This is a genomic window from Nocardioides sp. SRI_004 (assembly GCF_057586415.1).
Window position 1 is genome coordinate 139,604 of sequence record NZ_JBYCZV010000006.1, and the last position, 13,141, is coordinate 152,744.

Annotated in this window: 13 protein-coding genes; 9 read left to right on the forward strand and 4 right to left on the reverse strand. The window is 72.2% G+C overall.

Going from position 1 to position 13,141, the window contains the following annotated elements; genetic code table 11:
- Positions 1–120 precede the first annotated feature (120 nt).
- From AC2YHB_RS10210 to AC2YHB_RS10220, 3 genes are all read left to right on the forward strand, one after another.
- Positions 121–468 (forward strand): UBP-type zinc finger domain-containing protein, encoded by a 348-nt coding sequence (locus AC2YHB_RS10210; RefSeq protein WP_179647331.1) that lies wholly within the window; start codon positions 121–123, stop codon positions 466–468.
- A 137-nt stretch (positions 469–605) separates the two neighbouring features.
- Positions 606–1,487 (forward strand): hypothetical protein, encoded by an 882-nt coding sequence (locus AC2YHB_RS10215; RefSeq protein WP_179647330.1) that lies wholly within the window; start codon positions 606–608, stop codon positions 1,485–1,487.
- 7 nt (positions 1,488–1,494) lie between these two features.
- Complete coding sequence (locus AC2YHB_RS10220; protein WP_179647329.1) at positions 1,495–2,217, forward strand: lysophospholipid acyltransferase family protein; 723 nt, start codon at positions 1,495–1,497, stop codon at positions 2,215–2,217.
- 16 nt (positions 2,218–2,233) lie between these two features.
- On the opposite strand, the gene AC2YHB_RS10225 is transcribed toward AC2YHB_RS10220, so the two are convergent.
- The gene (locus tag AC2YHB_RS10225; RefSeq protein ID WP_179647328.1) at positions 2,234–4,339 is read right to left on the reverse strand and encodes a fibronectin type III domain-containing protein; all 2,106 of its coding nucleotides are present in this window, start codon (positions 4,337–4,339) and stop codon (positions 2,234–2,236) included.
- Between the two features lie 105 nt (positions 4,340–4,444).
- Between AC2YHB_RS10225 and AC2YHB_RS10230 the strand changes: the two genes are divergently transcribed.
- Both AC2YHB_RS10230 and AC2YHB_RS10235 read left to right on the forward strand, forming a co-directional pair.
- Complete coding sequence (locus tag AC2YHB_RS10230) at positions 4,445–4,861, forward strand: hypothetical protein (protein ID WP_179647327.1); 417 nt, start codon at positions 4,445–4,447, stop codon at positions 4,859–4,861.
- On the forward strand, positions 4,858–6,660 hold the full coding sequence (locus AC2YHB_RS10235; protein ID WP_179647326.1) for an acyl-CoA dehydrogenase: 1,803 nt from the start codon (positions 4,858–4,860) through the stop codon (positions 6,658–6,660). The genes AC2YHB_RS10230 and AC2YHB_RS10235 overlap by 4 nt, the downstream gene beginning before the upstream one ends.
- Here AC2YHB_RS10235 and hemA read toward each other — a convergent pair.
- Together hemA and AC2YHB_RS10245 are read right to left on the reverse strand one after the other, a co-directional pair.
- The gene (hemA, locus tag AC2YHB_RS10240) at positions 6,561–7,913 is read right to left on the reverse strand and encodes a glutamyl-tRNA reductase (RefSeq protein WP_179647325.1); all 1,353 of its coding nucleotides are present in this window, start codon (positions 7,911–7,913) and stop codon (positions 6,561–6,563) included. The genes AC2YHB_RS10235 and hemA overlap by 100 nt on opposite strands.
- An 84-nt stretch (positions 7,914–7,997) precedes the next feature.
- Positions 7,998–8,933 (reverse strand): glutathione S-transferase family protein, encoded by a 936-nt coding sequence (locus tag AC2YHB_RS10245; RefSeq protein ID WP_487353889.1) that lies wholly within the window; start codon positions 8,931–8,933, stop codon positions 7,998–8,000.
- Positions 8,934–9,097: 164 nt separating this feature from the next.
- On the opposite strand from AC2YHB_RS10245, the gene AC2YHB_RS10250 reads away from it, so the two are divergent.
- The 4 genes from AC2YHB_RS10250 (at position 9,098) to AC2YHB_RS10265 (ending at position 12,416) form a co-directional block, all read left to right on the forward strand.
- On the forward strand, positions 9,098–10,279 hold the full coding sequence (locus tag AC2YHB_RS10250) for an esterase-like activity of phytase family protein (RefSeq protein WP_179647324.1): 1,182 nt from the start codon (positions 9,098–9,100) through the stop codon (positions 10,277–10,279).
- Between the two features lie 117 nt (positions 10,280–10,396).
- Complete coding sequence (locus tag AC2YHB_RS10255) at positions 10,397–11,014, forward strand: AIM24 family protein (RefSeq protein WP_179647323.1); 618 nt, start codon at positions 10,397–10,399, stop codon at positions 11,012–11,014.
- A 5-nt stretch (positions 11,015–11,019) separates the two neighbouring features.
- Positions 11,020–11,664 carry an AIM24 family protein gene (locus tag AC2YHB_RS10260; RefSeq protein WP_036544686.1) on the forward strand — a complete coding sequence of 215 codons (645 nt, stop codon included), beginning with the start codon at positions 11,020–11,022 and terminating at the stop codon, positions 11,662–11,664.
- 11 nt (positions 11,665–11,675) lie between these two features.
- The gene (locus AC2YHB_RS10265; protein ID WP_036544689.1) at positions 11,676–12,416 is read left to right on the forward strand and encodes an AIM24 family protein; all 741 of its coding nucleotides are present in this window, start codon (positions 11,676–11,678) and stop codon (positions 12,414–12,416) included.
- A 106-nt stretch (positions 12,417–12,522) separates the two neighbouring features.
- Here AC2YHB_RS10265 and AC2YHB_RS10270 read toward each other — a convergent pair whose 3' ends face one another.
- Positions 12,523–13,092 (reverse strand): hypothetical protein, encoded by a 570-nt coding sequence (locus AC2YHB_RS10270; protein WP_179647322.1) that lies wholly within the window; start codon positions 13,090–13,092, stop codon positions 12,523–12,525.
- Between the last annotated feature and the right edge of the window lie 49 nt (positions 13,093–13,141).

Genomic DNA, 13,141 nt, shown 5'->3' on the forward strand with positions numbered 1-13,141 from the left:
GCGGCGTTGCCGATGCTTGGAAGACGCCCAGTCTGCCCGCGCACCGGCGCCTTGCCATCGCACGCGCTGGACGGCGTGTCCATCCACCGCCGGTTGGGAGACACGGCCTAGTTTCGGGACATGACCGACGCACCCCAGATCGACGTCGACGTCCCTGCGAGCGGCCCCGGCTGTGCCGAGTGCGATGCGGCCGGCGGCTGGTGGGTCCACCTGCGGCGGTGTGCCGCGTGCGGCCACGTCGGCTGCTGCGACACCTCGCCGGCCCAGCACGCGACCGCGCACTTCAAGGAGACCGGACACCGGCTGATCCAGAGCTACGAGCCCGGCGAGGACTGGTTCTGGGACTACGAGGCGCAGGACTACTACAACGGGCCCGAGCTCGCCGCGCCGACCGGCCACCCCGAGGGCCAGTCCGTGCCCGGACCGGCCGAGCGCGTGCCCGCGAACTGGCAGGACCTCATCCACTAGCGCTGCCGTGCCCGAAAGAAGGGAAACGGAAGCCGAAGAGGGCCAGGCGACGCCCCAACGCCGGCGTTTCCCTTCGTTCGGGTACGCCTGTGGATGCGCTTCGCCGGGAGGACGTGAGATCAGCGAGGCTGTCGTGCGTGGACCCGGTCGACGCGCTCGCGATGGCAGGCGGTGTCGCGAAGCGACGTCACCTGATCGCGATGTCGTCGCGCCGACAGGTGGATCGCGCCGCGCGTTCGGGCGCCATTGCGCGTGGGGACCGCTCCACCTACCGGCTACCGGACCTGGACCGCGCCGCGCAGCGTGCCCTCGCGCTGGGTGGGCGGGTCGCCGTCCTCAGCGCCGCCGTGAGTCACGGCTGGGAGGTCCCCTCTGCTCCGATCCGACCGTGGATCATGTTCGACCACCACGCCAGCGCAGCTGGAGCAGCCGGAGTCGAGGTCGTCTGGGGCGACCTGTCGGACGAGCGCGGACTGGTGCTGTCGGAACGTCGGACGGTGCTCGACTGCGCCCGCCGGCTGCCGTTCGACATCGCGCTCAGCGTGGCGGACTCGGCACTCCGCCACGGCGTCGACCACGAGACTTTCATCGCCGATGCAGCCCGCCTGCGGGGCAAGGGCTCGGCGCAGGCTCGGGAAGTCGCACGGCTGGCCTCACCTTTCGCAGCGAATCCGTTCGAGAGCAAGCTGCGCGCGCTCGCGATCCGCGCGGGGCTGGATGTCCTGCCGCAGGGTGAGATCCAGGTCCGCGGGCGCTCCGACCGACAGGACTTCGTCGTGCATCCCGACGTGGTCGATCGCGGGCGCCGGCTGGCGATCGAGGCCGAGTCATGGGAGTTCCACACGTCGAGGAAGGCCTTCGAGCGTGACTGCCACCGGTACACCCTCCTGACGCTCGACGGTTGGACCGTGCTGCGCTTCACCTGGTGGCAGGTCATGCACGACTCGGACTGGGTGCTGGCCTGCCTGTCCGAGTTCCGTGAGCGCGTCGCTGGAACCGGTCGACGTGCGGCGTCATGATGGCGCGATGGCGACAACGAACGAGGAGGCCCACCGCATCGCGCGCGAGCAGGGCGTCAGCGGTCCGCTCTACCTGCTGGTGAAGTACGCCGCCGCGGTGATCTTCCGCATCGTCTGCGGCTTCACCGCCTCGGGCAAGGAGAACGTCCCGAAGAAGGGGCCGGTCGTCATCGTCCCCAACCACAAGAGCTTCTGGGACCCGTTCTTCGTCGCGATCGTGCTGCGCCGGCCGGTGCACTTCATGGGCAAGGCCGAGCACTTCGACGGCCCGATGGCCAAGGTGTTCCTGCGCCTGGGCGCCTTCCCCGTACGACGTGGCGAGTCCGACGCCGACGCGCTGGAGACCGCCCGGGCGATCCTGCGTCGCGGCGACGCGCTCGCGCTCTTCCCCGAGGGCACCCGCGTGCGCGAGGAGGGCCTCGGTGCCCCGAAGCGCGGCGCCGCCCGGCTCGCGATCGAGGCCGGTGCGCCGATCGTGCCCGCGACGATCACCGGCACCGAGAAGCGGCGCTGGCCGCTGCCGCGCCGGGTGCGCATCGTGTTCGGCACCCCGGTCTCCGTCGAGGGCCTCGAGGCGACCCCGGAGGACGCCGCGGCGGTCATCGGCGAGGCCTGGCCGCAGGTCACCGAGGAGTACACGCGCTGGCAGAACCGGCCCGGTGTCGTCGCCGCCGGGCTGGCCGCCGTCGGTCTCGGCGCGTGGGTGATCCGCAAGCGCCGCGGGCACTGATCGGCGGGGCCGCTGCCTAGGGCTCGGTCACGGCGACGTTCGCCGAGGTCGCACCGGGGGCGGTCAGGTTCAGCGTCGCGGCCCCGGGGTTGTTCCGGTGGACCTGCAGGGTCTGCGGCTGGTTCCAGTTCGCGGCGGTGAACTGCAGCTCGGTGATGTCGCCGACGATGTCGACCCTGTTGCCGTTCTGGGTGATGCCGACGCTCATCGTGACCGGACCGGTCGGCTGGTGGAGCAGCCGCACGTCGACACCCGCCGTCGCCCCGTCGGCGACCTCGACCGCCGCGGGCGCGATGATCGCCTGCGTGTCGTTGTCGGCCACCGCGACCGTCGCGCTGGCCTCGAGCGCGCCCAAGGTGGCGGTCAACGTGGTGGAGCCGCCGACGAGGTCGTCGTCCTGGGTGCCGCTCAGGGTCACCGCGGCGCTCGTCTCCCCGGCGGCCACCTGCACCGTGGCGGTCGTGGTCGTCGCCAGCGCGGGGTCGGCGACCGTCACCGTCACCTCCGTCGCGACGGAGGTCGCCACGCCCAGGACCACCTGGGCGCCCGTGGACGAGCCCTCGGTGACGTTGATCGTCGTCGGGCTGATCGACAGCGTCTGGTCGACGCTCGTCGTGATCGACGTGATCCGGGGCTCGCCCGTGCCGCCGCCGTGGGGGACCACCTTGTAGATGTACTGCGTCGACGCGAGCGTGGTCGTGTCGTCGTACTCGGTCGCGGGCTGGAGGACCGTCGCCAGCGGGCTGAACGTGGTGCCGCCGTCGTCGCTGCGCAACACGTCGTAGGACGTCGCGAGGCCGTTGGCGGGCTCGCCCCAGTCGACGTGCACGGTGCGCGCCGTGCCCGCCATCGACTGCGCCGCCTGCAGGTCGACGACCCGGTCGGTGACCGGCCCGAGGTCGTCGCTCCACGGACCGCAGTCCGCGGCGTCCGGGCCGTTGCAGGCGCGGACGTGGAGCTGGTGGTCGAGGGGGACGGTCGGCAGGTCGGCGTGGGTCACGTCCGCCGGGTACGAGAAGGAGCCGGGGTTCGGGCCCGACCACGCCACCTCGTAGCGGGTCAGGTCCCGGCCGCCGTCGCTGGCCGGAGGCTGCCAGGCCAGCCGGAACTGGCCGACGGCCTCCTCCCAGCCGAGGGTGACGTTCTGCGGTGCGCTCGGAACGCCGGTCGGCGCATCGGGCGCGATGACCGTCGCCGGTCCGTAGCCGACGTTGTCGATGACCGACCTCGCGCTGACCCGGAACTGGTAGGAGACCCCGCCGGTCAGCCCGGTGACGATGGTGGAGGTCTCCGTGGTCGACGGCTCCGTCGTCCAGGTCGTGCCGCCGTCGGCACTGCTCTCGACCTTGTACGACGCCACCGCGGTGCTGCCCACCGGTGTGCCCACGACCGGGGCGGTCCAGGTGAGGGCCACCTGACCGACGCCGGGCGTGGCGGCGAGGTCGGTGACCGGGCCGGGGGCGGTCCGGACCGTGTAGGGCCCGAAGCCCGTCGTCGGCCCGTAGCCGGCGGCGTTGTGGGCGCGCACCCGCAGCCAGTAGCGGGTGCCCGGCGTCAGCGGCACCGCCGCGGGGGCCGCCTGGGTGGACGCGGTCGGTGACGTGACCGACCCGGTCCAGGTCGCGCCGTCCGCCGACCACTGGACCTGGTACCGGTCGATGGTTGCGCCGCCGTTGGTGGTCGGGATCTGCCAGTATGCGCCCAGCGCTGCGTTGTAGGCGTCGGCTGCGGGATACCTCGGCGCCGCAGGCACCGTCCGCGGCACCGCGCTCACCTGCGCGCTCGCGGTGCCCCAGCCCGAGCCGTTGCGCGCCATCACCCGGTAGTAGAAGCGCGCACCGTTGACCAGGCCGGTCTCGGTCCAGGCGCGCGCGGTCGCGCCGGTGTACTTGACCGTCACCCACGGCGACGAGGTGGTGTTGCGGCGCTGGACCGCGTAGGCGTTGATCGCCGAGGTGCCGGGGGAGGACGGAGCCGCCCAGGTGACCTTCACCGCCTTGTTGAGCGGGGTCGCCTTCACCGACCGTGGCGCCGCCGGCTTCGTCGCGGCCTCCACGGGAGCGGAGTGGAGCAGCACGGTCGCCAGCAGGACGGCAGCCAGGACACGGGAGAGCAACCTCATCGCAGGCCTCCTTCTCGCCGGAACCTAGTGGAGTGCGCGGCACGCCGTGGGGGATCGGGCCAACCTTTACGGCGTCGCCCGGACCGATGCCCTACGCTTTCGAACATGCGTTCGGTACGACGGTCGATGGAGGGCCAGGAGTGCCTGCCGCTCGACCTGCCCCCACCTCCGGAGGTGTCGGCGCGGGAGCGGCCCGCGCCCGGCCCGGCGTCGTCCCGGGTCCGGGAGGACGGCGACCTGCGGATCCGGCTGCGCAACGATGCGCTCGCGTCCCGGGGCTGGCCGGCCGGCACCGAGCTCGTCGTCGCGACCGACCGACGCCCGCGCCGCGGGGAAGTGGCGCTGGTGAAGGAGGGTGGCCGGTTGAGGATCGGTGTCCTCGAGGTCCAGTACGGCCGCTCGGCCCTGCGCACCGACCACGGGTCCGTGCTGCTGGGCTCCACGGCCCGCACCGTCGGTGTGGTGACGGTCGCCGCCGCCCCGTTGGAGGGGATGCCGGCCGTCGTACCCTCGGGCCCATGAGCCCCGACCTCCTGCTGTCCCGCCGCGACCTCGCGTTCCTGCTGCACGAGTGGCTGGACGTCGCGGAGCTGACGACACGGGAGCGGTACGCCGAGCACGACCGGGAGTCCTTCGACGCCGTCCTCGCCCTGTCGGCCGAGCTGGCCGCGGAGCACTTCGCGCCGCACAACGCGCTCAGCGACGCCAACGAGCCGCAGTTCGACGGCGAGACGGTGACGATCATCCCGGAGGTCGCGAAGGCGGTCCGGGCGTTCGCCGACGCCGGTCTGGTGTCGGCGGCGATGGACGCGGAGGTCGGCGGCGGCCAGCTGCCGCACGTGGTCCAGCAGGCCTGCTTCGCCTGGTTCCAGGCGGCCAACGTGTCGACCTCGGGCTACCCGATGCTGACCATGGCCAACGCCAACCTCCTGCTCGCCCACGCCTCGCCGGAGCAGGTGGCGCGCTTCGTCCCGCCGATGGTCGAGGGTCGCTGGTTCGGCACGATGTGCCTCTCCGAGCCGCAGGCCGGCTCGTCGCTGGCCGACGTCGCCACGCGCGCGGTCCGCCAGGACGACGGCACCTTCCGGCTCTTCGGCAACAAGATGTGGATCTCCGGGGGCGAGCACGAGCTCGGCGACAACATCGTCCACCTCGTCCTCGCCCGGGTCGAGGGCGCGCCGCCGGGGGTGAAGGGCCTCTCCCTCTTCGCGACGCCGAAGTTCGTCGTCGGCCCGGACGGTGTGCTCGGCGAGCGCAACGACGTCACGCTGGCCGGGCTCAACCACAAGATGGGCTTCCGCGGCACGGTCAACACGGTCCTCAACTTCGGTGAGGGTGCGCACCTGCCCGGTGGCGCGCCCGGTGCCGTGGGCGAGCTCGTCGGCGAGGAGAGCCGCGGCCTGGCCGTGATGTTCCACATGATGAACGAGGCCCGGATCGGTGTCGGCGCCGGCGCTGCCGCCCTCGGTTACACCGGCTACCTGCGGGCCCTCGACTACGCCCGCGAGCGGGTCCAGGGCCGGCCGCTGGACGGGAAGGACCCGGCCGCGCCGCCGGTGCCGATCACCGCCCACGCCGACGTGCGGCGGATGCTGCTCGCCTCGAAGTCGTACGTCGAGGGCGGGCTCGCGCTCGTCCTGAAGGCCGCGCGCCTGCTGGACGACCAGCACACCCACCCCGACCAGGACGGGCGGGAGCGGGCGGGCCGGCTGCTCGACGTACTCACGCCCATCGTGAAGAGCTGGCCCTCCCAGTGGTGCCTGGCGGCCAACGACCTGGCGATCCAGGTCCACGGTGGCTACGGCTACACGCGCGAGTACGGCGTCGAGCAGCTCTACCGCGACAACCGGCTCAACCCGATCCACGAGGGCACCCACGGCATCCAGGCTCTCGACCTGCTCGGCCGCAAGCTGGTGATGGACGGCGGCAGCGGTCTCCTCCTGCTCAAGGACGCGATCGACGACACCATCGGGCGCGCCGGCGACGCGGGCGACCGGCAGCTGCAGGAGCACGCCTTCCGCCTCGCCGGGGGCCTCGAGTCGCTGGTCCGCAGCGTCGGCCAGGCCTGGCAGTCCGGCGACCCGCAGGTCGCGCTCGCCAACGCGACCTACGCGCTGGAGGCCGCCGGGCACGTGGTCGTCGCGTGGATCTGGCTCGACCAACTGCTCGCCGCGCACGGCAAGCAGGGCGCGTTCTACGACGGCAAGCGGGCCGCGGGGCGCTACTTCCTCACCCACGAGCTCCCGAAGGTCGGCCCGCTGCTCGACCTGCTCGCCGGCGGCGACCAGCTGTTCAACGAGGTCGACCCCGCGTCCCTCTGACCGGGCGGCGCCACGCCGAACGCCTCGCACAGCAGGTGCAGCGCGCCCTCGTCGCCGGCGGCCGCCGCGGCCCGGGCCAGCAGGGCCGGGCGGTGCATGACCTTGCCGACGATGGCGTGGACGGCCTCGGCGAGGGCCGCCGGGTCGGAGGGACCTCCGTGCCGCCGCAGCTCCTCGCGGCAGGTCCGCTCCACCTGCTCCCGCACGGCCCGGATGACCGGGCCCGCGTGCGCCGCGGCGAGGTCGTCGCAGAACCGGCGGGCCGCCTCCTCGACCAGCAGTGTCGCGTCGCGGACAGCGGCCGCGACCGCCGGGTCGTGGCGCGCGTCGTCGCCCAGCGTGGTCAGGTCGACGAGCCGGACACCCTCGACGCCGCAGGCCCCGGGATCGACATTCCCGGGCACGGCGAGGTCGACGATCGTCAGTGGGACGTGCCGTGCGGCCATCGCTGCCGACACCTGGTCGCGCGTGAGCACGTGGTGGGGGGCCGAGGTGGCGCACAGCAAGAGGTCGGCGCGGGCCACCTCGTCGGCCAGCCGCTCCCAGGCGCACGCGCGGGCAGGACCGACCAGCCTCGCGGCGTACGACGGGTCGCGCGCCACGACCCGGCATGCCAGGCCGTGGGTGGCGAGGTGCTCGCAGGCGACCTGCGCCATCTGGCCGGAGCCGACCACGAGCACCCTCAGCCCGCGGGTGCCGTCGGGCGCCGCCAGCGTCACCCCTACGTCCACTGCCCGCCGGGCGAGCGAGCGGCGCTGCCGGCCGAGCGGTGTGCGGGTGTGCACCTGCTGGGCGCACCGGATGCTCGCGGGCAGCAGCCGGCTGGTCAGCGGCCCGGCGGTCCCGGCCTCGCCCGCGGCTCGCCACGCGCCGCGGACCTGGGCCAGCACGTCGGTGTCGCCCACCAGCCGCGACTCGAGGCCGGCCGTGACGCGGAACAGGTGGTCGACCGCCTCCCGGCCGACGAGGACCCTCGCCAGCGAGCCGATCCGGTCGCGGGGGAGGCCCGACCACTCGGACATCGCGTCGAGGACCGCTCCTGCGCGCTGGTCCGCGCTGCCCGTGGTCGTCGTACACACCTCGATCCGGCTGCAGGTCGACAGCACCACCGCCTCCTCGAGGCCCGCGTCGCGCAGGCGGCCCAACGCCCCCGCGAGCGCCTCGCGCCGCAGGGTCGCGCGGCCGAGCTCGGCGAGGCTCGCCTCCTGGTGGCACAGCCCCACCACGAGCGGCTGTGCGTCGCTGATGACCACGACACCACGATGCCGGTGCGGACCTTGGGAAAAGGTTGCGCAGTCCGCCGCGGTGGCCGCTCCCGCGCGTCCGCGACCAGCCCGTCAGCGAGGCGGACCCAGCCGCGCCCTGGAGTGCGGGCTGAGCCAGCTCTCCCGCTCGGGCCCCTTCGGCACGATGCCGCTGGGATTGATGTCCTCGTGGACCACGTAGTAGTGCCGCTTGATCTGGTCGAAGTCGATGGTGTCGCCGAAGCCGGGCGTCTGGAACAGGTCACGGGCATAGCCCCAGAGTGCTGGCATCTCGGTCAGCTTGTTGCGGTTGCACTTGAAGTGGCCGTGGTAGACGGCGTCGAACCGCGCGAGGGTCGTGAAGAGCCGCACGTCGGCCTCCGTGATGTGGTCGCCCATGAGGTAGCGCCGGTCCGTGAGGCGCTCCTCCAACCAGTCCATCGCCGTCCAGAGCCGGTCGTAGGCCTCGTCGTACGCGTCCTGCGTGCCGGCGAAGCCGCATCGGTAGACGCCGTTGTTGACCTCGGTGAAGACGCGCTCCATCACCTCCTCCATCTCCGCCCGGCAGTCGTCGGGCCACAGGTCGGGCGCGTCGGGCCGGTGGTGGTCGCGCCACTCGAAGAAGAGGTCGTGGGTGATCCACGGGAAGTCGTTGGTGACGACCTGTCCGCTCGCCACCTCGACCACCGCCGGCACCGTGGTGCCCTTGTCGTAGTCGGGGTAGCGCGCGAGATAGGCCTCCTGGAGCCGCTCGTAGCCGAGCACGGGGTCCCGGCCGCCCGGGTCGAGGTCGAAGGTCCAGCTGCGCTCGTCGTGGGTCGGGCCGGCCAGGCCCATCGAGATGACGTCCTCGAGGCCGAGCAGGCGGCGCACGATGATCGAGCGGTTGGCCCACGGGCACGCCCGCGCCGCCACCAGGCGGTAGCGGCCCGGCTCGACCGGCCAGGTCCGCACGTCGAGCCGGGCGTCGTCGTACGGGTCCTGCGAGCGGCCCGGATCCTTGGTGATGCGGTCGGGGATGTAGTCCATGTCGCGCTCGTACGAGCTGCCCTGCTTCGTGTACGACGGCACGCGGTCCTCCTGGGGGTCGACGACTCCCGAGCGGTACGCAGTCCGGCCCGACGCACACTCCCGACCTGCCGTTCACCGCGGCGTCACGCTCACGATGCGGGGCCGCCCTACGCTCGCGCGCCATGCGCCTGCTTCCTGCCGTCAGCCTGCTGGCTGTCACCGTCCTCGCCACTCCCGCCGTCGCCGCCGACACGTCGTACGTCGACAAGCGGGTCACGCTCCCCGCGATCGCGCTCGAGGACGTGCAGTCGACCGTGCTCGACGACCACGGCGTCGAGCTGGGTGGCATCGGCAGCGGGCTCTTCGCGTTGGGCAGGAACGAGTACTGGACGGTCACGGACCGCGGCCCCAACGGGGAGGTGGGTGACGCGCGCACCTTCATCGTCCCCGAGTTCACCCCGACGCTCGTCAAGGTGCGCGCCCGCGGCAACACGCTGCAGGTCCTCGAGACCATCCCGCTGACCACCCCCGCGGGCGAGCCGGTCACCGGGCTCCCGAACTTCGCCGTTGCCGGCGACCCGGCACCGGTCCTGGCGGACGGAACGACCCCGGTCGCCTACAACGGCAACGGCCTCGACACCGAGGGCGTGGTCCGCACCGCCGACGGCCACTTCTGGCTGGTCGACGAGTACGGGCCCTCGATCGTCGAGGTGGACGCCGCCGGCCACGTCGTCGCCCGGCACGTGCCCGCCGGCCTCGAGGACGACTACGTCACCGCCGGTGCCGACTACCCGATCAGCGGCTCGCTCCCCGCCGGCCTCTCCGCGCGCCGTGGCAACCGCGGCTTCGAGGACATCGCGCTGCTGCCCGACGGGCACACGGTCGTCGCCGCCCTGCAGAGCTCGGTCGTGGTCCCCGGCGACCGCGACCGGATCATCACCGAGCTCGTCGCGTTCGACACGACGACCGGCACGACCGTGCACGAGTACGGCTACCGCTTCGACGCCCCCTCGACCTTCGCCGCCGGCACCCGGGGCCGCGACCTGAAGATCTCGGCGCTGGTGCCGGTCGACCAGACCCACGTGATCGTCGAGGAGCGAACGGACACCGAGGCCCGCTTCCACACGATCGAGCTCGACCCGGCGGACCCGCTCGTGACCGAGGCGGACAAGACCCTCCTCGTGAACCTGGCCGGCGTGGCCGGCGTACCGGGCAAGGTCGAGGGCGCCGCCCTCAAGAACGCCTCGACGCTCGTGGTCATCAGCGACAACGACTTCGGCTTCGTGCCGCGGGCCTACGGTCTCGACGAGGACGTCGACCCGTCGGGCGTGCGGACCGTCCTCGCCGAGGTCAAGCTGCCGTAGGGCACGCTGTCGTCGGATCGGGCCATCTCTCGCGGCGTTGCAGGTGTAAGGACCGCGCGACCTCGGTAGGTTGCTGCAACGCATTTGTACGTCCGATTCTCGAGACAGGACCCACGCATGGTGACGCTGACCGCAGACAAGCGGCTGCTCCACGCAGATCTCGCCGGGGAGACGATCCGGGCCGCCTCCGGCTCGATGGTCGCCTACACCGGCAATGTCGAGTTCAAGCACGCCGGCATGGGCGGCGGCGGTGGCTTCAAGGCTGCGCTCAAGCAGAAGGTGAGCGGTGAGTCGATCAAGCTGATGGAGTGCTCCGGCTCCGGTCGGGTGACCTTCGCGCAGGACGCGATGGACGTCACCGTCATCGACCTCACCGGCGACACCCTCGCCGTCGAGTCCGAGCACATCCTCGCCGTCTCCGGCGGGCTGACCCTCGACGTGAAGTTCGCCGGCCTGCAGGGCATGACGAGCGGCCAGGGCCTCGCCACGACGACCGTCACCGGCCAGGGCCAGGTGGCGATCGTGTCGGACGGGCCGCTGATCGCGCTCGCCGTGCAGCAGGGCATCCCGGTCGTCGTCGACCCCGACGCGTTCGTCGCCTCCTTCGGGCAGATGTCGATGAACCTCGTCTCCGGGGTCTCGTGGAAGTCGCTGGTGGGTGAGGGCTCGGGCGAGCCGTTCAGCCTCCGCTTCGAGGGTGCCGGCACGGTCCTCGTGCAGCCGGCGGAGAGGTGACGGGCATGGCTTTCGAAGAGGTCAACAGCAAGGTCGTCCGGGCGCACGTCTCCCCGGCGACGCCGGTGCTCGCGCGCCGCGGCGCGATGCTCGGGTACGACGGCCAGGTGACCTTCCGCCCGGTCGCCGGCCAGGGCGGGGGAGTCGGCGGCTTCGTCGGCGCCGCGCTCTCCGGCGAGTCGAACCCGATGATGGCGACCGAGGGCACCGGGAGCGTGCTCTACGGCTTCCGTGGGCTCCACGTGACCGTGGTCCAGCTCGACGGCTCGGGCTCGCTCACCTGCGAGGCCGACCGGCTGCTCGCCCACGACGCCAACCTGCAGACGGGTGTGGAGTTCATCGGCCAGGGCGGCATCCGCGCCGCCGTACGCGGTGCGATGACGGGCCAGGGCCTGTTCACCACGAAGGTGTCCGGCGCCGGCGCGGTCGCGCTGCTCTCCCACGGTGGCACCTACGCCATCCCGGTCGACGGGGGCGGGGTCGCGGTCGACCCGCAGGCCTATGTCGGCCACGTCGGCAACATCCAGGTCGACCTGTCCGCGAAGGTCGGCTGGCGCGACGCCGTCGGCCGCGGCTCGGGTGAGGCCTTCCAGCTGAAGATGTCGGGCCAGGGCACGGTCTACATCCAGGCCAGCGAGCAGAAGTTCTGAATGGGAGACAGATGATGCAGACCTACGACGTCCACACCCTTCCGTCCAACGACAACGTCAACGCCTACGCGTTCTCGATCGAGCTCGCCGGCCGCTGGTTCGTCTCCAAGGGGGCGATGATCGCCTACTACGGCAACGTCAACTTCGACGGCGTCGCCGCCTGGGCCAGCCGCGACGGCTTCATCGCCAGCCGCTTCTCCTCGCCGATCTACATCCAGGACTGGGTGGTCGCCGAGGGCCAGGGCAAGGTGATCGTCGCCGACCGCGGCTTCGACGTACAGTCCTTCGACCTCGAGGCGGGCAACCTCACCCTGCGGGCCAACAACCTGCTCGGCTTCGAGACCGGCCTCGAGCTCAAGCAGTCGATCGTCCCGGGCTTCGTCACGCTGATCGGCACGGGCAAGTTCCTCGCGTCCTCCAACGGACCGGTGATCTTCGTCGAGCCGCCGTTCCGCGCCGACCCCGAGGCGCTGCTCGGCTGGGCCGACTGCCCCTCGCCCTCGCACCACTACGACGCCCAGTGGATGTCCGCCTCGCTCGGCGCGATGCTGCAGGGCATGTTCGGCCGCGAGTCCGGTGAGGAGCGCCAGTTCGACTTCACCGGCGAGGGCACGATCCTCATGCAGTCGTCCGAGACCCTGCGCGAGGACCCGGCCCTGATGCGGCTCATCGAGTCGCAGACCAGCCTGCTGTCCACGCAGCAGGCGGGCATCCTCGGTCAGCGGCTGGTGGCGCGGGCGCAGCAGCAGTAGCCCTCAGCCGGTCGTCGAGGAGGTCGCGCAGCGACCGTCACGAGACGCCCGGAACGCAGGCAGTCGGCCGCGTCCTCCTCGCCGGAGGGCGCGGCCGGCCGCGTTCTCAGTCCCAGAAGCACTCGAGGTGGCCGCGCAGCGTCCGGTCGGGCGTACTGCGGCAGAAGGCCCGCGCGTCCTTGCGCAGCGTGTCGCTGAGGACGTCGGCGTACACGGTCTGCAGGGAGGCGATGGCCTGCTCGTCGCCGGGCAGGGCGCCGGGGATGAAGCCGATGGCGCGCACCTCGGGGTGCTCGCAGAGGAACTCGTGGAACTCCCACATGCTCGGCGACCCGTTGGTGTCGCCGTCCGGGTCCACGAACCCGCGCTCGATCAGCAGCCCGAGCTCGTCGGCATCGACGTCGTCGAAGGTGCTGTCGAAGACCACGGGGTCGCCGATGAGCGGAGCGAGAGCCTCGAGCTCCTCGCGGTCGGTGCTGTAGGTGAACGGCCCCTCCGGCTTGGGGGAGGAGCAGGTGATCGAGGACGTCGGCAGTGTTGTCGGCGCCGGCGTTGCCGTGGGCACCGTCGAGCCGGTGGCGGATGCGGGCGGCTCGGCGTCGTCCTTGTCGCATCCGGTGAGGGCAACGGCGAGCGAGGCGCCGGCGAGCAGCGCGATGGCACGACGGATGGGCATGGACCGGATCCTGCTCCATCCGGATCGTGGTGTCCGGCTGACACGACGA

Excerpts from the sequence above, each read along its gene's own strand:
- AC2YHB_RS10210 (WP_179647331.1), top strand. The coding sequence starts at position 121 with ATGACCGACGCACCCCAGATCGACGTCGACGTCCCTGCGAGCGGCCCC.
- AC2YHB_RS10220 (WP_179647329.1), top strand. The coding sequence starts at position 1,495 with ATGGCGACAACGAACGAGGAGGCCCACCGCATCGCGCGCGAGCAGGGC.
- AC2YHB_RS10225 (WP_179647328.1), bottom strand. The coding sequence starts at position 4,339 with ATGAGGTTGCTCTCCCGTGTCCTGGCTGCCGTCCTGCTGGCGACCGTG.
- AC2YHB_RS10230 (WP_179647327.1), top strand. The coding sequence starts at position 4,445 with ATGCGTTCGGTACGACGGTCGATGGAGGGCCAGGAGTGCCTGCCGCTC.
- AC2YHB_RS10235 (WP_179647326.1), top strand. The coding sequence starts at position 4,858 with ATGAGCCCCGACCTCCTGCTGTCCCGCCGCGACCTCGCGTTCCTGCTG.
- AC2YHB_RS10245 (WP_487353889.1), bottom strand. The coding sequence starts at position 8,933 with ATGGACTACATCCCCGACCGCATCACCAAGGATCCGGGCCGCTCGCAG.
- AC2YHB_RS10250 (WP_179647324.1), top strand. The coding sequence starts at position 9,098 with ATGCGCCTGCTTCCTGCCGTCAGCCTGCTGGCTGTCACCGTCCTCGCC.
- AC2YHB_RS10255 (WP_179647323.1), top strand. The coding sequence starts at position 10,397 with ATGGTGACGCTGACCGCAGACAAGCGGCTGCTCCACGCAGATCTCGCC.
- AC2YHB_RS10260 (WP_036544686.1), top strand. The coding sequence starts at position 11,020 with ATGGCTTTCGAAGAGGTCAACAGCAAGGTCGTCCGGGCGCACGTCTCC.
- AC2YHB_RS10265 (WP_036544689.1), top strand. The coding sequence starts at position 11,676 with ATGATGCAGACCTACGACGTCCACACCCTTCCGTCCAACGACAACGTC.
- AC2YHB_RS10270 (WP_179647322.1), bottom strand. The coding sequence starts at position 13,092 with ATGCCCATCCGTCGTGCCATCGCGCTGCTCGCCGGCGCCTCGCTCGCC.